Annotated in this window: 20 protein-coding genes and 1 pseudogene; 14 read left to right on the forward strand and 7 right to left on the reverse strand. The window is 56.9% G+C overall.

Annotation, left to right across the window (positions count from 1 at the left end; translation table 11 throughout):
- The first annotated feature begins 530 nt into the window (after positions 1-530).
- From ACR0J8_RS01870 to ACR0J8_RS01885, 4 genes are all read left to right on the forward strand, one after another.
- Positions 531-1,277 carry a 5-oxoprolinase subunit B family protein gene (locus ACR0J8_RS01870; protein ID WP_480888806.1) on the forward strand — a complete coding sequence of 249 codons (747 nt, stop codon included), beginning with the start codon at positions 531-533 and terminating at the stop codon, positions 1,275-1,277.
- Positions 1,277-2,275, forward strand: a complete 999-nt coding sequence (locus ACR0J8_RS01875; RefSeq protein ID WP_480522907.1) for a 5-oxoprolinase subunit C family protein — start codon at positions 1,277-1,279, stop codon at positions 2,273-2,275. Before ACR0J8_RS01870 ends, ACR0J8_RS01875 begins: the two co-directional genes overlap by 1 nt.
- A gap of 12 nt (positions 2,276-2,287) precedes the next feature.
- The gene (locus tag ACR0J8_RS01880; RefSeq protein WP_480522906.1) at positions 2,288-3,049 is read left to right on the forward strand and encodes a LamB/YcsF family protein; all 762 of its coding nucleotides are present in this window, start codon (positions 2,288-2,290) and stop codon (positions 3,047-3,049) included.
- 172 nt (positions 3,050-3,221) lie between these two features.
- Positions 3,222-4,469, forward strand: coding sequence for a hypothetical protein (locus ACR0J8_RS01885; RefSeq protein ID WP_480888807.1), 1,248 nt, complete (start codon positions 3,222-3,224; stop codon positions 4,467-4,469).
- A 60-nt stretch (positions 4,470-4,529) separates the two neighbouring features.
- Here ACR0J8_RS01885 and ACR0J8_RS01890 read toward each other — a convergent pair whose 3' ends face one another.
- Positions 4,530-5,930 carry a D-alanyl-D-alanine carboxypeptidase family protein gene (locus tag ACR0J8_RS01890; RefSeq protein WP_480522904.1) on the reverse strand — a complete coding sequence of 467 codons (1,401 nt, stop codon included), beginning with the start codon at positions 5,928-5,930 and terminating at the stop codon, positions 4,530-4,532.
- Between the two features lie 277 nt (positions 5,931-6,207).
- Positions 6,208-6,909 (reverse strand): HAD family hydrolase, encoded by a 702-nt coding sequence (locus tag ACR0J8_RS01895; RefSeq protein ID WP_480888808.1) that lies wholly within the window; start codon positions 6,907-6,909, stop codon positions 6,208-6,210.
- Between the two features lie 91 nt (positions 6,910-7,000).
- Here ACR0J8_RS01895 and clpS point away from each other — a divergent pair, with 91 nt between their 5' ends.
- From clpS to hemF, 4 genes are read left to right on the forward strand one after another with little or no spacing between them, the layout of a single operon-like run.
- Positions 7,001-7,342 (forward strand): ATP-dependent Clp protease adapter ClpS, encoded by a 342-nt coding sequence (gene clpS, locus ACR0J8_RS01900; protein WP_170614437.1) that lies wholly within the window; start codon positions 7,001-7,003, stop codon positions 7,340-7,342.
- A gap of 53 nt (positions 7,343-7,395) precedes the next feature.
- A complete protein-coding gene (locus tag ACR0J8_RS01905; protein ID WP_480888809.1) occupies positions 7,396-8,361 on the forward strand; it encodes a class I SAM-dependent methyltransferase in 966 nt (321 codons plus the stop codon).
- 37 nt (positions 8,362-8,398) lie between these two features.
- On the forward strand, positions 8,399-9,199 hold the full coding sequence (locus ACR0J8_RS01910; RefSeq protein WP_480522901.1) for an SDR family NAD(P)-dependent oxidoreductase: 801 nt from the start codon (positions 8,399-8,401) through the stop codon (positions 9,197-9,199).
- A 5-nt stretch (positions 9,200-9,204) separates the two neighbouring features.
- Positions 9,205-10,089 (forward strand): oxygen-dependent coproporphyrinogen oxidase, encoded by an 885-nt coding sequence (gene hemF / locus ACR0J8_RS01915; protein ID WP_480522900.1) that lies wholly within the window; start codon positions 9,205-9,207, stop codon positions 10,087-10,089.
- Positions 10,090-10,099: 10 nt separating this feature from the next.
- On the opposite strand, the gene ACR0J8_RS01920 is transcribed toward hemF, so the two are convergent.
- Positions 10,100-10,507 carry a hypothetical protein gene (locus ACR0J8_RS01920; protein ID WP_480888810.1) on the reverse strand — a complete coding sequence of 136 codons (408 nt, stop codon included), beginning with the start codon at positions 10,505-10,507 and terminating at the stop codon, positions 10,100-10,102.
- A gap of 239 nt (positions 10,508-10,746) precedes the next feature.
- Here ACR0J8_RS01920 and ACR0J8_RS01925 point away from each other — a divergent pair, with 239 nt between their 5' ends.
- The 3 genes and pseudogenes from ACR0J8_RS01925 to ACR0J8_RS01935 all read left to right on the forward strand — a co-directional run bounded on the left by ACR0J8_RS01925 (position 10,747) and on the right by ACR0J8_RS01935 (position 15,196).
- Positions 10,747-12,321 carry a lysine--tRNA ligase gene (locus tag ACR0J8_RS01925; RefSeq protein WP_480522899.1) on the forward strand — a complete coding sequence of 525 codons (1,575 nt, stop codon included), beginning with the start codon at positions 10,747-10,749 and terminating at the stop codon, positions 12,319-12,321.
- A gap of 48 nt (positions 12,322-12,369) precedes the next feature.
- Positions 12,370-12,771: a DUF4864 domain-containing protein gene (locus ACR0J8_RS01930; RefSeq protein WP_480522898.1), complete on the forward strand. Its 402-nt coding sequence runs from the start codon at positions 12,370-12,372 to the stop codon at positions 12,769-12,771.
- A gap of 137 nt (positions 12,772-12,908) precedes the next feature.
- Positions 12,909-15,196: pseudogene (locus ACR0J8_RS01935) on the forward strand (glycosyl hydrolase family 28-related protein).
- A gap of 43 nt (positions 15,197-15,239) precedes the next feature.
- On the opposite strand, the gene ACR0J8_RS01940 reads toward ACR0J8_RS01935, so the two are convergent.
- Positions 15,240-15,914, reverse strand: coding sequence for a hypothetical protein (locus ACR0J8_RS01940; protein WP_480888811.1), 675 nt, complete (start codon positions 15,912-15,914; stop codon positions 15,240-15,242).
- A gap of 141 nt (positions 15,915-16,055) precedes the next feature.
- Between ACR0J8_RS01940 and ACR0J8_RS01945 the strand changes: the two genes are divergently transcribed.
- The 3 genes from ACR0J8_RS01945 (at position 16,056) to ACR0J8_RS01955 (ending at position 17,346) form a co-directional block, all read left to right on the forward strand.
- Complete coding sequence (locus ACR0J8_RS01945) at positions 16,056-16,376, forward strand: antibiotic biosynthesis monooxygenase family protein (protein ID WP_170614428.1); 321 nt, start codon at positions 16,056-16,058, stop codon at positions 16,374-16,376.
- Between the two features lie 70 nt (positions 16,377-16,446).
- Complete coding sequence (locus ACR0J8_RS01950; RefSeq protein WP_480522895.1) at positions 16,447-16,854, forward strand: universal stress protein; 408 nt, start codon at positions 16,447-16,449, stop codon at positions 16,852-16,854.
- Positions 16,855-16,926: 72 nt separating this feature from the next.
- The gene (locus ACR0J8_RS01955; protein WP_480888812.1) at positions 16,927-17,346 is read left to right on the forward strand and encodes an excalibur calcium-binding domain-containing protein; all 420 of its coding nucleotides are present in this window, start codon (positions 16,927-16,929) and stop codon (positions 17,344-17,346) included.
- 48 nt (positions 17,347-17,394) lie between these two features.
- Here ACR0J8_RS01955 and ACR0J8_RS01960 read toward each other — a convergent pair whose 3' ends face one another.
- The 3 genes from ACR0J8_RS01960 to ccrA all read right to left on the reverse strand — a co-directional run bounded on the left by ACR0J8_RS01960 (position 17,395) and on the right by ccrA (position 19,762).
- Complete coding sequence (locus tag ACR0J8_RS01960) at positions 17,395-18,114, reverse strand: LuxR family transcriptional regulator (RefSeq protein WP_170614425.1); 720 nt, start codon at positions 18,112-18,114, stop codon at positions 17,395-17,397.
- Positions 18,053-18,271, reverse strand: a complete 219-nt coding sequence (locus ACR0J8_RS01965; protein WP_170614121.1) for a hypothetical protein — start codon at positions 18,269-18,271, stop codon at positions 18,053-18,055. Before ACR0J8_RS01965 ends, ACR0J8_RS01960 begins: the two co-directional genes overlap by 62 nt.
- A gap of 204 nt (positions 18,272-18,475) precedes the next feature.
- Positions 18,476-19,762 (reverse strand): crotonyl-CoA carboxylase/reductase, encoded by a 1,287-nt coding sequence (gene ccrA / locus ACR0J8_RS01970; RefSeq protein ID WP_170614424.1) that lies wholly within the window; start codon positions 19,760-19,762, stop codon positions 18,476-18,478.
- Position 19,763 lies beyond the last annotated feature (1 nt).

A 19,763-nucleotide genomic window follows, 5' to 3' on the forward strand; every position in this document is an offset into this window, starting at 1 on the left:
CAGTCTATCCTGAGCGTCTCAACCGTCTTTCCAGTCCGTCAGGCCGTCTCCCCGACCCGTCAGCACCGCCTCAGCAGCGCCAGTGAAGGGGGTTCTAAGCATAACACTTATCAGCCGCAAGCGAAAAAACACGTTCTGCGGAAATTTTTTGCAAATCATAATTTTCCACAATAATATCAATGCAATAAGATGTCAGATCGCCCTAGAATCCATACCCCTATCACGGTTAGCAGGCGGGACTCTTTGTTGGAATCGTACCGGGACCGGGAACAGCACACAATATATAGAGGCTACGTGGATACGCTACACAAGAAGCCACGACTCGAATTGGGCGAGTCGCCGGGCTTTCCGAGTCTGAATCGCCAAGTTTGGCGATACCATTGACACAACAAGGCACGTTGAGGATCGATTTCCCCCACCCGTTTGTCCCCAGTCGTTAACCGGAGATACATCCAGCCAAACACTTGCGCCCGTACGTCAGATGCGGTCAGGTTCCCGGGCGACTGTAACAGTACCGGCTATGGCAAAACATGAATACCGTTGATCCTTTCCCAATGGTTCGAACCGTCGGCCTTGACGGCATTCTGGTGACCTACGCCGATACCATGACAGAACGGTCAAATCGTGCAGCGCTGGCGTTTCGGACAGAAGTTGAAAACTGGAACTGGGAAGGTGTGTGCGAAACATCGACCTCTCTTGCATCGGTCTACATTCGGTTCGATCCGTTACGCCTGCACTATCGTGAGTTGGAGATTCGCGTCCAAGCGCTTCTGAAACAGCACGACTGGTACAATGCTGCTTTGCCTTCGGGCCGCAAGCTGTGGCGAGTGCCAACGGTATTTGGCACGGAACTGGCACCCCAACTGGAGGACGCCGCCAGGGCGGCTGGGCTGACAGCAAGTGAAGCGATTCATCGGCTTGGCCAGTCCCGGGTTCGTGTGCTGACAATCGGCTTTGCACCGGGGCAGCCATATCTCGGGCCATTGGATCCGGAGTTCAACATTCCCAGACTGAAGGATTTGAACCCGATGGTGCCAGAAGGGGCTTTGGTTCTGGCAATCTCGCAGTTCGTGCTGTTCTCCGGCCCAACGCCGACCGGATGGCGGCATGTGGGGCAGACTGCCTTTCGCTGTTTCCGGCCCGAGAGCGATCCGTGCTTTGCATTGAATCCTGGGGACGAAATGCAATTCGAACCCGTCTCACGTAAGGAGTTGGAACATATTCAGGCAACAAACAGTGACGGCACAGGTGGCGCGACCTGTCAGGAGATTGTCTGATGAGTCTGATCGTCCATCGCATTGGCCCATCTTGCACGCTCCAGGATCAGGGACGCTCTGGCTATCTGGATCAGGGTCTTTCAAGGTCAGGAGCCGCCGATAATCTTGCATTGCACGAAGGCGCGGCCCTGTTGGGGCAAAGCCCGGAATGTGCAGCTTTGGAATTGGCGGGGACCGGGGGGGAGTTCGAAGCCACCCGGACCATTCGCATCGCTTTGACCGGTGCACCGATGCAGGCCAGCATTGATGGCAGCGCCGTCGCGTGGCACGCCTCGCACAGTTTGGAGACCGGGCAGCGATTGGTAATCGGGGCGGCGCTTCAAGGCAACTATGGCTACCTGCATCTGGGCGGTGGCGTTGATGCCGAGGTTTTTCTTGGGTCCCGCTCGACCCACCTGACCGCCAGGATCGGGCAACCATTGCAGCCTGGCGATGTTTTGGTTGCCGGACCTGACAACGGCAATACTGGGATGAAACTGCGCCCCGATGATCGGTTTTCGGGTGGCGTACTGCGCGTTGTCAGAAGTTTTCAGACCCCTCTCTTTGACAATGCAACCCTTGATCGCTTTGCCGCCACCGAGTTCCGGCGGGGCGCGCGGGCCAATCGGATGGGCATGCAACTGGAGAGTGATGGCGAAGGCTTTGCCGCCAAAGGCCAGCTCAATATTCTGTCCGAGGTCATTACGCCCGGCGACATCCAGATGACCGGCACTGGAAATCCCTTCATTCTGCTGCCTGAGTGCCAGACCACCGGAGGCTACCCGCGTGTCGCTACCGTTCTACCATGCGATTTGCCGCGCGCTGCGCAGACCCCGGCGGGTGGAAAGATTCGGTTTTCGTTTGTTACCATGGACGAGGCCCTGAACCTGCATGCCGCTTACCAATCTGAACTTGCGCGCCTGCCGGGCCGTGTCGAGGCACTTGTGCGCGATCCGCATGACATCGCCGACCTGTTGTCTTACCAATTAATCGGCGGAGTCGTCTCTGCCACCGACTAAGGAGATATGCCGATGCCCCGCGTTGATCTGAATGCCGATATGGGTGAAAGCTTTGGGCCCTGGAAAATGGGGGACGACGAGAACCTTCTAAAGATCATCACCTCGGCCAATATAGCCTGCGGCTTTCACGCGGGCGATCCGGATGTGATGGCAAAAGCAATGGCCACTGCCGCTGAAAATGACGTCGGCATTGGCGCGCATCCCGGCTTCCCCGACCTTCAGGGCTTCGGACGGCGCAACATGAAAGTGCCGCATGCCAGCCTGCGCAATCTGGTGCGGTATCAATTGGGCGCCGCCATTGGGGTGGCGAAAGCAGTGGGGACCCATGTACGCCACCTGAAGCTGCACGGCGCGCTGGCCAACATGTGCTCGGTCGATCTAGACATGGCGCGGGCTTGCTATCAGGGTGCCTTGGACGTGGACCCGGACATCATCATAATGGTTCTGGCAGTAACCCGGCAGGAAGAAGCCGTGCGCGAACTGGGCTGCAACTGGGTGGGCGAGATATTCGCCGATCGCGCTTACAACAATGATGGCACTCTGGTCGACCGTAGCTTGCCCGGTGCCGTCATTCACGACGCCGACATCGCCGGGCCACGCATTCTGAACATGGTCCGAGAAGGTGCCATAATCACCGAAAGCGGCAAGCGGCTGGAAACTTCGATCGACACGATCTGTTTGCACGGCGACGGACCGACCGCCGTTCAGATCGCCCGCTCGGTACGCCAGAACCTGATTGACGGCGGGGTCGAGGTCACAAAATTCACCAGATAGACAGGTCTTCGCAACCATCTGCCCCCGATATCTTACTGTTGCCCGATTGCCGGTCAGCCCCTAGCATGTGCGCAAGTGCATGTTCTGAATACTGTAATTGAAACAACGTAGTTCGCGATGGTTGGTCCGGCCAATCCCGTCGCAGCCTGTTTTCTCGCAAGGAGGCACACAAATGTCTTTCGACCTGATGTCGTATCAGCCCAGAGGCGACAAGAAGAATTCCGAATTTTTCACTGAGTATCTGCAAATGATTTATGAGCGGCGGACCAGTTCCGGAATTGCTGGTCAGGTCGGACCAATGCGGGCGATTGTCATTCAGGTCGAACCGAATGCGTTGTTCGACACGATGGTCGAACTTTACGTGATGACGCCGTATCGCCACTCGGCAAGCTATCTTGGGGCGACGCACAAGTTCGCGGTAATGCACTCTCACCCCGAATATCCGGCGCTGATCATCATGGCCCCGCTGAGCGAAACGTTCGAGGATTTCATACCCCGCATCAACCGCATGTACCCTCTGGCCCGCAAAACACCGCAAACCCGGTACGTGGGTGAGGTATTCGCGGCCTCGAACCTGAATGATCTGAGCAAAACACTGGAAGATCAGAACATCCGATTTGAATATAGCGGTGATACCGAGAATCCGTTTTACACGCTGGACGGATTCCGCTTTACCACCCCGTCGGATTTCACCTGCAACCGGGTCGGCTATTCCTCACATGATTTCAATGATCCCGACAGCCTTGGCCTGGGCGACCGCGTCTTGCTGAGCGACGCCGAGAAGCAGCTTCTGCATGAGGCGGCGGCCTTCGCGGAAGACACCAAGATCGGTCCCTTGATGCTGGGGTTCGACCATCTGGCCACCCGTGTTCTGGCCGGTGAGCGGGAAGATGCGATCCTCGAGTTCCTGACCATGGTGCCCTACTATTTCTGGGGGGCATACAACATCTTTGACATGAATTCGTCCACGAATGTGAACCGGAACGCCAATGTCGATGACGACAAGAAGTCGCCTGCCAAGGTGTTTACGGCCAACAACACACCGTCATTCGTGAATTCATTTGCCAAGCTGCCGATGCCGACCGAAGACTTTGTCCGCAATTTCGGACGCCGCCTGCATCACATGGCCGTCGAAATATTGGATGGCGATCACGGCGCGGGTGAAAAGAACGTCGATTTCGTGGTGAACACCCTCAAGGACAAGGGCGTGCCGTTTCTGGCCCATGTGGTGGGCGAATGCAAAGACGACCCAAACCTTAAACAGATCTTCTCTAAACACTCGAAGAACACTTTGCTGATCACCGAGTATATCGAACGCTGCCACAAGTATGACGGGTTCTTCACCAAGGATAACGTCGCTGCCCTGACAGCCGCCGCCGGTCAGGATGAGCAATACGAACACGGCCACGTATTCGACTGAAAAAAAGGCTGCGAGGGGAACTCGCAGCCCAGACCCATCCAGGAGAGAATATGCCGGGCCTTATGATGGCCCGATCATGAAACATGTGACATTGCGCGCCTGCAGGCGGCGGCAGGCCAGATCGGCCTGTTCGCGGGTCATGCCCTGAAAGGTGGCGTCAAACCCGCGCGAGCTTTGGTTCACCTTGCGCAACGTACCTTCCAGCGTGGTCATCTCCGACAGCGCCGTTTTCAGCAGAATCTTCTCAGCTTCATACCGGGTTGTGTAGCGTCCCACGTTCACGCCCCAAAGATGCCCACCTGACGTAGACAGCCGGGTAACGACCTCCTGCTCGGGTTCGGGCTCCTTTGCAGGTTCGGCCGACGCCAAAACCAGATTGTCCGGGCGAAGCGCCGGACGCGTGTCCGAATTTTCGACAGGAGGTGCGGTCGGCGCGATATCTGCCGCCGCAATCGCTGCCGCTATCCCGTCCTGAATACGCTCTCCGTTCTGGGCTGCTGTTTTGGCGACGGTTCCTGCCACCTGCACTGCACCACCAGCGGTTGGGCGAAGGACCGGTCGCAGGCTTTTTTCCGGCGCGCCTACAAGGCTGGCGACCTGCGTAGCACTGCCCAGCCCGGCGTTTCCTGCATAGGCAGGACGTGCGGGTTTGCGAATTGGCGCGCGCGACGGAGCCCGGCGGAAACCCATGTCCAGCAGTTCGGCCACCTTGGCGTTGCGCGACGCGCCCGACTTGCCGCCAAAGACAGTTGCAATGATCCGTTCATCCTTGCGCTTGGCCGATGCAACAAGGTTGAAACCCGCAGCCCGTGTGTATCCGGTTTTGATCCCGTCCGCGCCTTTGTACGCAGCCAGCAACCGGCGGTTGGTGTTGGGCACGGTCTTAATGCCCGCATGCGTCGACTGTCGCGAAAACAGGTTATAGTACTGCGGATAATCATAAAGCAGATGGCGCCCCAGCGTTGTCATGTCGCGGGCCGTCGACAAATGACCGGACTCGGTCAAGCCGTGCGCGTTCTTGAACGTCGTGCGGCTCATCCCCATCGCCTTGGCCGTGCGCGTCATGCGGCGGGCAAAGGCTGCCTCGGACCCGCTGAGAGTAATCCCGATGGCCGTGGCCGCATCATTGGCCGATTTTACTGCGGCTGCGCGGATCAGATAGCGAAACGCGATGGTTTGTCCGGTCCGCAGGCCCAGTTTTGAAGGCGGCTCGGAAGCAGCCTTGCTGGTGATCCGAACCGGCGTATCCAGCGTGATTTCACCGTTACGCACCGCCTCAAACGCAATGTATAGCGTCATCATCTTGGTCAGAGAGGCCGGGTGAAGGCGCGTATCGGCATTGCGCGAATGAAGAACCTCACCGGTGCGCGCATCAATCACCATCGCCGCGTAGGGTGCTGCAATGGCCTGCAATGGCACAAAAACAAGTAACCACAACAGTGCTGTAAGGAATAAGCCCATTCGGGCTGGAACTGTCCGCCGAATCTGCACGATCTTTGCCTCTGTCTGCCTCGCACCGCCGGGTTTTCCCGGTCGGCTTCATTTATTTTGTTGGCACAAGGCTAGCACAGGGCTGTCGCTAAATAAACCGAAAGCTGGGCAATTCGCCCATTCGTGACGCCTAACAAAACCCCAATATGTAGCGGTGCGGCCAAATCCGCCCACTAGATGCACACCCCGGACTCGGGTTTGGTCACGGTAGATCAAGAATTTATGAAACTGAGACCTATTGGCAACATCAGGTCAGACCCCTGACGAGATCGACCAGATCGCCCAGATCGGCAAGCTCGTGGAATCGCGGATTGTCGCTGGGGGTTTCGGCCTGCTCGACCTCCCAAACCAGCCCGTGCGGTACATGAACGCCCCATGCGCCGGCCTGAATTGGCGCAACGACATCCGACCGCATCGAGTTGCCGACCATCATCGAAGCCAGCGGACCATCGCCATGCTGTTCGAAAATCCCACTATAAACCTCGGGTGTTTTTTCCGAGACAATTTCCACGTGATCAAACAGATCGCCCAATCCCGACTGTGCCAGTTTCCTTTCCTGATCGATCAGATCTCCCTTGGTGATCAGAATCACACGGTGGGTTTCACATACACCTTCGATAGCGGCCTGTGCATGCGGCAAAAGCTCGATCGGGTGGGCCAGCATCTCCTGCCCCGCATTGATAAGCTGCCGAATGACGGATGCGGGCACCCGATCCTCGGTCACTTCGATCGCAGTTTCGATCATGGACAGGGTAAAGCCCTTGATACCGTATCCATAGTGACGGATATTCCGCTTTTCGGCAGCCAACAGGCGATCCATCAAGTGATCGCGGTCCGCGTGATCGGCCAGCAGATCCGCGAAATGGGCCTGGGTGAGCTGAAAGAATCGCTCGTTGTGCCACAGTGTGTCGTCTGCATCGAAGCCGATGGTGGTCAGTTTTTCATGCATTCCGATACGTCCGCTTGCTCTTTCCTCTGACGCCAACGACGTTATATAAGCGCTCAGATAAACCGAAGCCTGAATCGAATTGTTAAACGCGATGCTGCATTACCAATGGATGATGTCTGACCAATCGGACGACGATGCGAACTCGTCGGTTCTTGTGCAGACACGCCCCAAGACCAAGCGTCCGCCATTGTACAAGGTTCTGCTGCTGAACGACGACTACACGCCGATGGAATTTGTGGTGCATGTACTGGAGCGATTCTTCGGGATGACCCATGCACAGGCGTTCGAGATCATGCTGACGGTCCATAAGAAGGGTGTTGCCGTCGTGGGTGTCTTCAGCCACGAGATCGCCGAAACCAAAGTGGGACAGGTAATGGATTTCGCCCGCAGGCACCAACACCCCCTGCAATGCACCATGGAAAGAGAAGAGTAAGCAAAAGCGGCCGGGCCTGATGCTCCGAGCCGGACCTCTTGCCGGTATCACACATGACGTCACGTATTGATCTTGCTCTGGAAAGCGGTCTGGTGCTGTCGCAGCCGCTGACCGTGATCGGCCCTTCGCCGGATTACAATCTTTCCGCTCTGCCACGCGGAACTCAGGTGGTTCAGCCCTTCAAACCCTTCCACGACCATTTCGCGACGTTGGGTTTCGATGTCACGCCGGCATCTGAGGAACCCTGCGAGGACGCAATTGTCTTTTTGCCACGCGCCAAAGCGCTTGCCCGGTCCATGATTCATCAGGCGTGTCACCGTGCCAGCGGTAGGGTCGTCGTCGACGGCGGCAAAACGAATGGCGTTGACAGCATTCTCAAAGACGTTCGCAAACGGGTGCCAGTCGAGGGACCGATTGCAAAGGCGCATGGCAAGATTTTCTGGTTCCAGTCCGACAAATCGACCTTTTCCGACTGGGCCGCGCCGGAAGTTCAGCACGCTGACGGCTATCTAACAGCCCCCGGTGTCTTCTCGGCTGACGGTATCGATCCGGCATCGGCATTGCTGGCGCAGGTACTGCCTAAAAATCCGGGGCCTCGGGTTGCCGATCTCGGCGCGGGCTGGGGATTTCTTTCGGCCAAACTGCTGGAACGAGCCGAAGTTCGCACGCTGCATGTGGTCGAGGCCGATCATACAGCGTTGTCCTGCGCCCGCTCTAACGTGACTTCTCGGGTTGCGTATTTTCATTGGGCTGATGCCGTGACGTGGAAAGCGCCCGAGCCCTTGGACACGGTGATAATGAACCCACCCTTTCACACCGGAAGAAGCGCTGAACCTGCGCTGGGCCAGGACTTTATCAAGGCGGCAGCACGCAACCTGACCCGCAATGGCGAACTGTGGATCGTCGCAAACCGGCATCTGCCCTATGAGGCCACGTTGTCAGACTGTTTCAGGCAAGTTGAAGAGGTCGCCGGTGACAACCGTTTCAAGGTGTTCCACGCCTCTCGCCCTCGCCGGTGATCCCGGTTAACCTGCGCCAAACCTCCGGAGGAAGCTCATGTCGTTTTCCATATCAGGCAAAACCGCAATCGTAACAGGCGGTGCCAGTGGTGTCGGCCTGGCAATCGGCCGTCACTTTGCGGATGCGGGCGCAAACGTCATGTTCGCGGATATGGACGAAAAGCGATTGATCGAGGAGTTGGGGGAACAGGCAGATGACAGCAACATTCGGTATTTCGCAGGCGATCTGCGCGAGAAGCTGACCATTGCCAATTTGCTTTCCGCAACCATCGATGCCTTTGATCAGGTGGATATTCTGGTCAATGGATCAAGACAGGTCCGGCAGACGGACCCGCTGGATGCGGATGACGACTCGGTCCGTGATTTGCTGAACCAGAACCTGATGCCTGCCTTGCGGCTCAGTCAGCTGGTTGCCAAACGCATGACGAAACAGGCCGAAGATCAGGATGATGGCCCTGCGGGTTCGATCATCAACTTGTCTTCCATAGCGGCGCGGCGCACGCACCCCGATTTGCTGGCTTATTCTGTCTCGACCGCTGCACTGGATCAGATGACGCGTTCTCTGGCGGTTGCACTGGCGCCGAACCGTATCCGCGTCAATTCAATCGCATTGGGCTCGGTCATGAGCGCGTCACTGCAATCAACCCTGAAAGAAAACCGCGATTTTCGCAAAGACATTGAAAAACATACACCTTTGGCCCGGATTGCTGCTCCGAACGAACTGGCGGAAACCGCGCAGTTTCTGGCCTCTGATGCGGCCGGCTTCATTACTGGTCAGATCATGACAATCGACGGAGGCCGAACCCTGCTGGATCCGGTCGCCGCTCCAGCGCACTGAGACAAATGTTCGAAAACGAAAAATCCGCCGCTGCCGCATGGTTCCGCCAATTGCGTGATGAAATCGTTGATGCGTTCGAGTCTCTGGAGGATACACATGAGACCGGGCCGTTTTCGGACGCCGCAGCCGGACGTTTTGAAGTCAAACAAACCACGCGGCAATCAGAGGATGGATCGGACGCAGGTGGCGGGTTGATGTCGGTCCTGCGCGGTGGGCGCGTTTTTGAAAAAGTCGGTGTCAACGTCTCGACCGTGTACGGATCACTGGGCGAGCGTGCGCAGCAGGCCATGGCAGCCCGCAAGGGTGTTCCGGGCATGACCGAAGACCCCAGGTTCTGGGCATCAGGCATCAGCCTTGTCGCGCACATGCAAAACCCGCACGTACCAGCGGTGCACATGAACACGCGGATGTTCTGGACACCTCATGCCTGGTGGTTCGGGGGCGGTTCAGACCTGAATCCCTGCATTGAATATGACGAGGACACTGCGCATTTCCACGCCACCCAAAAAGCCCATCTGGACCCGCACGGGCCAGGACATTACCCGCGGCTGAAGGATTGGGCTGACGAGTATTTCTATATCCCCCACCGGAAAAGGGCACGCGGGGTTGGCGGCATTTTCATGGATGATTACTGCACCGGCGACTGGCAGGCTGATTTTGCCCTGACGCAGGACATCGGCCGCGCATTCCTGCCTGCGTTCCTGCCATTGGTGGAAAGGCGCCGGGTCCAGGGGTTTGATGACATCCACAAGAACGCTCAGCTTGTGCATCGCGGGCTTTATGCGGAATACAATCTGGTCTACGACCGGGGCACCAAATTCGGACTGGAAACCGGGCACGATCCGGACGCCGTTCTGATGAGCCTGCCGCCTATGGCCAAATGGGTCTGATCAATCTCGTTCAGAACCCGAAATCCATGAAATTGTCATAGCAATAGTCCTGTGCTGAGGCCGCCGTCATGTTCGCGCCTACCCGTTTGACGGTGACGGAATAGCCCGGGCTGGTATCGGCACCCTCGGGCGGTGTCAGCGAGAACTGTACAGTCCTTGCTTTGGGCACATAGGCGCCGGCAATATATATGCGTTGGTTGGATTTGGTTCTCAGCGTCCGGATTGCATAATCCCCTATGCCGCACCAGTACGCCACCGGGGCAGAAGTGCCGATCGCGGCAACCTCGTAGACACCGTTTGGCTGCGGCGTCACCGTGGTCCGAAACGCGGGCCGCACGGCAATGCCAAAACCGACCGCCTGTGCTATCCCCGGTATGACGATCAACATCGCCAGAGCCGCAGTCTTTGCAATCCGCATCTTGATCGCCTCCGTGTAACCCAAGTTATCCGATATAAAATAATAATTGTGCTGCGCGTCGAGTAAAGCCGTGGTCGCCTGCCCTTTTTCAGTGTTTTACCCCTGTGCATTTGGCAGACGGCTCGAATTTGCCGGTAAAACGAACGCCCTTTATTGACTCATGCTGCACCGGCACAATAGGAGAGGCCGGGTTGGTCGCATCGGGCGGCCTGCGCATTTCCCTATGGAGTTCAAAGCAAATGTCTGACCTGCGTGAAACCGCGATGTCGTCCAAGGCCTGGCCCTTTGAAGAGGCGCGTCGGTTGCTCAAACGCTATCAGAAAGGGGCTCCGGATAAGGGGTATGTGCTGTTCGAAACCGGCTACGGCCCATCCGGTCTGCCGCATATCGGCACCTTCGGCGAGGTCGCGCGGACCACGATGGTCAAGCGCGCATTTGAAGCGTTGTCGGATATTCCGACCAAGCTGATCTGTTTCTCGGACGATCTGGACGGAATGCGCAAGGTGCCGACCAATGTGCCGAACCCCGAGATTCTGGAGCAGCATCTGCAGCGCCCGCTGACCTCGGTGCCGGACCCGTTTGGCGAATATGACAGCTTCGGCGAGCATAACAATGCGATGCTGCGGCGGTTTCTGGACACATTTGGTTTCGAGTACGAGTTCTACTCGGCCAAGGAATTTTATGAGTCCGGGCAGTTTGACGAAGTGCTCAAGCGCGCGGTCGAGCGTTATGACGAGATCATGGCGATCATGCTCAAAAGCCTCCGGGAAGAGCGTCAGCAGACCTATTCGATCTTCCTGCCCCTGCACCCCGAAAGCGGGCGGGTGATGTATGTGCCGATGAAAAAGGTCTGCGCCGAGACCTATACTGTGACCTTTGACGATGAGACTGGTAAGGAATGGACGGTTCCTGTCACCGGTGGCCACGTCAAACTGCAGTGGAAGCCGGATTTCGGCGCACGCTGGGCGGCGCTGGGTGTGGATTTCGAGATGTATGGCAAGGAACATGCCACCAACGAGAAAATCTACGACGCAATCTGCCGGGCCCTGGGTGGTCGCGCGCCCGAGCATTTTTCTTACGAGCTGTTTCTGGATGAGAACGGGCAGAAGATCTCTAAATCCTCCGGCAATGGCGTGTCGATTGATGAATGGCTGACCTACGCACCGACAGAGTCGCTGGCATATTTCATGTATCAGAAGCCCAAGACGGCGAAACGGATGCATTTCGACGTGATCCCAAAGGCCTATGATGAGTATCATCAACAGCTGCGCGCTTATCCGGGGCAGGATCTGAAGGCACAATTGAACAACCCCGTTTGGCATATCCATGGTGGAGATGTCCCTGAATCCACGCTGATGGTTCCGTTCGCGATGCTGCTGAATCTGGCATCGGTGTCTGGTGCCGAAGACAAAGAAGCGCTGTGGGGCTTTATCCGTCGCTACGCGCCGGAGGCCACGGCCGAGACGCATCCCGACTTGGATCAGGCGGCAGGCTTCGCGGTGCGCTACTTCAATGATTTCGTCAAGCCGACTCGCCAGCACCGCGCGCCGACCGAACAGGAGCGTGAAGCACTGGGGGCGCTGAAAGCCGCGCTTGAAGTGTATGACGGGCCTATCGAGGATGAGGCGCTACAATCTGTGGTTTATTCCATCGGACGCGAACGGTTTGATCCGATGCGCGGCTGGTTCACCGCCTTGTACGAAGTGTTGCTTGGCGCCTCTCAAGGGCCGCGTTTCGGCGGCTTCATTGCGCTCTATGGCGTGCCTGAAACCATCGCGCTGATCGACAAGGCGTTGGCCGGAAAACTGGCCTGATTTGACCTGATCCCGCATGGGGCTACCCTTCCGTCAGGAGGTGACCCCATGCGTCGTTCATTACTTGCCTTATCGTTATCTGTCGCAGTGGCTACGGGCGTCTTAGCCCAGAACTCCGAAATCGAGGCAAATATAGCGGCGCAGATTCAGGCGTTCAAAGTCGATGATTTTGATACCGCCTTTACTTTCGCCAGCCCGAATATCCAGCGTCTGTTCCGAAACCCCGATAATTTCGGGGCAATGGTTCGCAATGGATATCCGATGGTCTGGCGCCCGTCGGACCTGCGGTTTCTGGAACTGCGCGAAATTGCCGGGGCGCTGTGGCAGAAAGTTCTGATCGTGGATGGTCGCGGCCAAACCCATATCCTGGACTATCAGATGGTTCAGCAGGAAGACGGCTGGAAAATCAACGCGGTTCAGTTGCTGGGGAAAGCAGACCCCGCAGCCTGACGCAACACGACCGTCACGGTGACATGAGACCCGGTTAATCCCCATTCGTTATCCAGACTTTCGCGCCCGGAATTCACCCGGGCAATGGTCTGGTGCGCGCTGCAATCTGATCGGCAGCGCTTGGGAAAGGGATTCGAATTAACAAGGCAATCACCGACGGCATCGTGTTTATGCCGCCTCAGTTCGCAGATGGCTTGGGCGTCTGGTCAAGCGGCGATGGCACCCCGGGGTCTCCGACATATGCCGGGTCGGGTACGGGCGCATTTGTGCCCTCGGATCCGAACTTTGCCGGATGTCTCGAAATCCTCAAAGTGAGCACGACCCAACACTTGCGGTATATGGGGCAGACGCCGTTGCTGCCCGGCTGTTACCTGCAAATCAAGGCACGGGTCAAAGCCATCAGTGGTCCCTTGCCCACCGTCAGGATCGCAGGGTGGGCCGGTGGTGCCGGCGACGTGCACGTGACCGGTGTCGCCGAACAGGGGCCTGCCACGCAATTTTCGGGGTACGGCACAGTTCATGAGATTACCGCCATTGTCGGAACCGGCCAGCGGGCTGGCGTCGACATGGCGTGGGCCGCACAGGCACTGTATGGACATTTCGGTCTGGATATCGACGGGCCAAACGGGGCCGTGGTGCGCATTGACGATCTTCAGATCACCGACATCACGAGTGTTTTTCTGCGCGACATGATCAGCATCGTAGATTTCACGGATTTCGGCGCAGTCGGCGATGGGGTTGTGGACGATTCCCTTGCGTTCGAAGCAGCCGATCAGGCGGCGGGGGGCCGTCGTGTGTTTGTGCCGCAGGGTACTTATTTGCTGGCAGAAAACACAACCATCGTATCAGAAGTTGATTTTGAGGGCACCGTTACAATGCGCGACGACAAGATGCTGTTGCTGACCCAAGGTTTTGACCTGCCGACTTATATATCGGCCTTTGGCGATGAAGAGCTTGCTTTCAAAAAAGCGTTTCAGGCTTTGCTGAACAATTCAGATCATGAATCGCTGGATATGGGCGGGCGCAAGATTTCGGTCAGCCAGCCCATCGACATGGCCGCTGCCGTTCCCAATAAGCAAAGTGGTTTTTCAACCCGGCGCGTGATCCGCAATGGTCAGTTTGACGTCAAAAGCAGCCCGGCCTGGGACACCGAGATCTTCACCTCGGTCGCAACCTACAACCCTGCGGACCAAACCCGGCTGACAAATGTCGCCAACGTTGCGAATATTCCGGTTGGTGCCCTGGTTCAGGGCAATGGTGTCGGGCGCGAGATTTACGTCCGCTCGAAGAACGAGGGGCCGGTGAAATCACGCTGAACGCGCCGATTTACAATGCTGCTGGCACACAGACCTTCACCTTCACCAGCTTCAAGTATCTGCTTGATTTCAGCGGCTTCGACACGCTGCGGAAGTTCGGCCTGGAAGAGATCGAATTGCAGTGCAACAGCAGATGTAGCGCCATTCGCCTGGCTCCATCCGGCAGCACGTTTGCGGTCAGCAATTGCTTTATCAGCCGTCCCATGGATCGGGGGATCACATCCATCGGAACCGGTTGTCAGGGCATGCTGATCGACAATTGCCAGTTCCTGTCCGCCGAGGAGTCCCTGAACGTTACCGATCGCCGTTCGATCGCCCTCAATGCAACAGCTAATGATGTCAAACTGCGGCACAATCGGGCGGTCCGGTTCCTGCATTTTGCTCTGTTGGGCGGCACCAACAACTTGATTCTGGGCAATCATTTCTTTCAGGGCGACAGCATTCCGCAGGGGTTGCGAACCGCCGGGTTGATCCTGACGCGCACTTACAACAGTTCGACCATTGCAGAGAACTACATCGACAACTGCTACTTCGAATGGACGAATGAACGGGATGCCGCTCCGACCTATACGTCCGGCTATTCCTTCAGCGCGCTGAGTATCACAGACAATATTTTTTACTGTAGCGAGGCGCCGTCATGGTTCAGTTTCATCGTTATCCGACCGCACGGCCCCGGCCACTTCCTGAACGGCTTTATCGTCACTGGAAACAAGTTCCGGTCTTCGAGCGGGAGTATCTACAAGGCCGAACGCGTGGACACGAGCTTTGCGGACCTGAACAATAACGCACACATGAATGTCACGTTCCAACACAATACATTCCACGGAACGCTGACGGATTCAGAAAACCCGGTTCGGGTGCGGCACAAGCAACAGACGCCATCCTTTGCATGGGGTGTGTTGTCGGTGGGCAAGCTTCCATTCGCGGGCAAAGCGCGGGGGTGTGACGCCGTGACCACGCTTGGTCCCCTGAGTACGGTGTTTGGCAGTGTGAGCCACGCGAGCCCATATGCCGAGCTCGAACAGGGTTTTGGCGCTCGCGACGTGATCCTCCGCTGGCCAGAGCAACTTAGCGGCGAAGTATCCGTTACCCTACGCATGGACAGCTGAGGCCGACATGGCCGTCCCCGGAGGACGGCCAACTCCCGCCGCATCAGAAGTCGCGCCACAAGGCAAATTTGATCCCGACGTTGCTTTGGAAGGCATTCCGTTCGGCACCAACAACCCAAGTTGTACTCCCGCCCTTTCGGCGGATCATCACTGACGGCCGTGCGCTCCAATAAACCGGACGGCCGGGGGTATATGTGCTTTCAAGCTGCAGCAGTGGATTGATCCATCGCTGAGATGACAGCCCCGCCGTCAGATCAAGTTTGCGAAACAGCGCATCGTGCGTGCGGTATTCCAAAGCTGCGTCGATCGCGATCCAGCCATTTCCCCAACCGCTTTCAAACCCATTTCCGTAAGACATAGTCGCCTTGTACAAGGCCCACGCGCTTTTTTGCCGGTGATGTGCGCCGACACCAAATTCGGCAGCAAACCGACCTTTGCCCCCAAGATCCGCGACCGGAGCACGGGCGAAAATCAAAGCGTGGCCATAAAGGTGTTGGTGCTCCTCGGCGTCTAGCCCAATCGTCAGTCCGGGGCGTAACCCCCATTCTGCATAAAGTGACGATTTGTATTCGTAGCTGCCGTCCTCGGTCCTGAATCCCGTGATTGCAGCCGCGACAAAGCCGGCATTCTGTTCCCTCAGCCAGGCCCCGGCAAAAACCGGACCGGCCAATGTCATCAGAAAAAGGAAAAGCAAGATGCGGATCAAGATGCGGATCATGACCGCACCTTCCCCGAGCATGGTTAACGGATCGTTAGTTTTTCGTTTGTTTTCTGGAAACTAATTCCCGAAGACACCAAACGAAACACGAGACGTTTCCGGTTCCTGTGTTAGGCTGAGAACAGCCAAAGGAGATTCCAGATGCTACAGATTTCAAAATCCGCAAGCGTTCAGACTGTTATCACCACATTCGAAATGACACCGGGGACCTGTCAGGACCTGCTTGAGGCGCTGACGGATGCCTATGCGGAATTCATCTCAAAACAACCGGGTTTCGTATCCGCCGGCCTGCACGTGAACGATGCTCAAACGCGGATCGCAAACTACTCGCAATGGGAACGCCGCGAAGACTTCCTTGCCATGCTCCGCACCCCCGAGATGCGCGACCGGAACCGCAAGATCAATGAGCTGTGCAAAAGTTTCGAACCGGTCATGTATGATGTCGCGGAAACATTCGGCTGATCCTGACCTGAATCAAAGACCACAACTGAACTTGGGTTCAGTCTGAAAACCTGAAACGGAGGCTCGTGTCATGTATCACAACATTCTTGTACCCATTTCGTTCGATGTCGAACGTGACACGTCCGGACCACTGAAACTGGCGCAAATTCTGGCGACCCCCGAAGCAAAGGTCACGCTGCTGCATGTCGTTGAACATATTCCAAGCTACGCGATCTCGTACATGCCGACAGAATATCTGACCGAAGCCCGAAGGGCCATTCAGGCCGAGTTGGACAAACTGGCAGCAAATATTCCCAGCGCGCGGGGCGTTGTGGTCGAAGGGCATTCCGGCAGGACTATTCTGGATTGGGCGCAGGAGCATAAACCTGACCTGATCATCATCGCTTCCCACCGACCGGGCATGCAGGATCTGTTGCTTGGATCAACCGCGAACCATGTGGTGCGCCATGCGGCCTGCGCGGTTCACGTAGTACGCTGACATTCAGTCATTCAGCATTCGCCATTCCGGGGCCAAAGCTTTGCCACAAATCCGGGCGAAGATCAGCGCGAAATGTTGAAAAGATCCGTACCACCTGAGCCCGAACTGAATCCGCGCGCCGCTCACCGGTATCGTCGGGCAGATGCGACGCGCAAAAGGGCTCTGTCCCCGATCCGCATTCTGTTCATGGTTCTGGCCCTGCCCCTGACAACTGCACTGGTCGCCGTCAACATCTATCTGCGGACGTCCGAATACGAAAAAAACGATGCCATTATTCATCTTGTGGCGATGGCGGGCTGTGACACCGTTCTGAAGATTGCCCCGGGACCATTCGTCCGGGGCCAACCAGGGTATCATGAACGAAACGATCCAAATGGCGACGGTGTCGCCTGTGGGATTCTCAATCAAGCCTCTTCGACCGGACAGACACAACAACGCCCCCCAGTCACGAGCGTGCGTTCGGTCGGTAACGCAAAATTCGTCCGGCCCTAAAGGCTGAGCACCTGCTCAACCACAAAGAGAAACCGGAAGCGCAGGCCATCAAACCACGATCAGTCCCCGGCTGAGGGCCGTGGCGATGGCATGGGTGGTATTCTGTGCGCCCAGCTTTGCCCGCGCGCTTTCAATATAGACACGCAGCGTGTGTTCCGAAATCGACAGGGAGTGTGCGACCTGAGCACGACTATATCCCAGCGCAAGCAAGGTCATCGCGTCAATCTCGCGCGGGGACAGAGCGCGAGGAGCGTCCGGTTGCCGCTCACGCTCAAACTCCAGCGCCTTTCGGTTGAAGTAATGGGCAATCAGGATCAGGCCACGCCCATTTTCGGAGATGAAATCCTGCCAGGTTTCGTCATCGCAGGAGTGGTTCACTGTAAACAGGGCAAACTGGCCGTTGGGACCGCGGATCGGGATGGAGTAACCCTGATTGCCGACGCCGTGCTGCTGCGCGTCCAGAAGAAAAGCCTTGGCGACCTTTCCGGACCAGTCCAGTGATTTCCAGTCAACAGGATGAAATCGCTGGAAGCACCCGATTATGACCGGGTCGATCCGGTGATAATTCTTTTCCTGATATCGCTCGGCCCAGGCGTCGGGATAGGTCGTATATCCGTATTGGTCCCCTGCCCCATCAACCCAGTGATAGATGATGTGTTCAATCTGCAGCTTGTCTCTAAGATGAACAGCGATAGCGCTTAGCTCATCAAGCGTGCTGGTGTTTTCCAAATCCTCCAGGATCTGGCTCAAATCGAGTCTTGTGACCATCCGCCGGCGCCCGCACCTCATTCTTCATGGACGCGATTTCGGCCGCTGCGATCAGCCTGGTATCGTCAAGCTGCTCGGCCAGCGCGGTCAAACCGTTTGCCGAAGCAAAGGCGTTGAGGTCCGACAATACGTCCAGTATCCACTCATTTTGCGCCATCAGGGTCTCTCCGAAACGGTTAACGAAGGGTTAACACAACCATAGCATGCATAGTGTTTTTTCGCATATTCACTGCTTTCTACTCCCCAAAAATAGCGGGGGCCGATATTGCAACTCTCTGAAAGCATTGAAGTCCCTCTAAAATAAGAAACGCCCGCAAACCAAAAATGTGATTCGCGGGCGCTGAAATTGGCTTTCGTGGACTTAGTCGCGCGCGTCCAGAACCTCTTCCAGTGTGCGCATACCGGTTCTCGGTGCCTGCACCAGAACGGACATGTTCCCGGGCTTGTGTTCGTTGCGCATCATCTTCATGTGCGCAGCAGGCAATTCGTTCCAGGAAAAGACCTCGGACATGCAGGGATCAAGACGGCGTTCGACCATCAGCTGGTTGGCCGAGGCGGCTTGCTTCAGATGCGCGAAGTGAGACCCTTGAAGGCGTTTCTGGTGCATCCACATGTAACGCACGTCGAAGGTCAGGTTATAACCGGTGGTGCCGGCACAGATCACAACCATGCCACCTTTTTTGACGACGAAGGTTGAGACCGGGAAAGTGCTTTCGCCTGGATGTTCGAACACCATGTCGACGTTCACACCCTTACCGGTGATGTCCCAGATCGCCTTGCCGAACTTGCGGGCCTCTTTGAACCACTCGGCATATTCCGGCGTGTTTACGGTGGGCAGCTGACCCCAGCAATTGAAGTCCTTGCGGTTCAGTACACCCTTGGCGCCCAGCCCCATGACAAAGTCACGCTTGCTTTCGTCTGATATCACACCGATCGCATTCGCGCCGGCTGTATTGATCAACTGGATCGCATAAGAACCCAGACCACCCGATGCGCCCCAGACCAGAACGTTCTGGCCCGGCTTCAGGTCATGCGGCTCGTGACCGAACAGCATCCGGTATGCGGTTGCCAGCGTCAGCGTGTAGCAGGCGCTTTCTTCCCAGGTCAGGTGCTTGGGACGCGGCATCAACTGCTGAGCCTGAACGTTGGTGAACTGCGCGAACGAGCCGTCCGGAGTCTCATAGCCCCAGATACGCTGGCTGGGCGAGTACATCGGATCGCCGCCATTGCAGTGCTCGTCATCACCGTCATCCTGGTTGCAGTGGATCACGACCTCGTCGCCGACTTTCCAGCGTGTGACCTTGTCGCCCACGGCCCAGACGATACCCGAAGCATCGGAACCTGCGATGTGAAACGGCTGGCCGTGGCCATCAAACGGGCTGATCGGCTTGCCCAGCGACGCCCAGACGCCATTGTAGTTGACACCTGCGGCCATCACCAGAACCAGCACCTCGTGGCTGTCCAATACAGGCACATCAACCACTTCCAGCTGCATGGCAGTGTCAGGCTCGCCATGGCGCTCTTTGCGGATGGCCCAGGCATACATTTTCTTGGGGACATACCCCATCGGAGGGATCTCACCCATCTCATAGAGGTCTTTTTCAGGTGCCTCGTACGACGCGATACCGCTGTCGGTGTCCAGAGCCATG

It is taken from the genome of Ruegeria sp. N11, assembly GCF_056531525.1.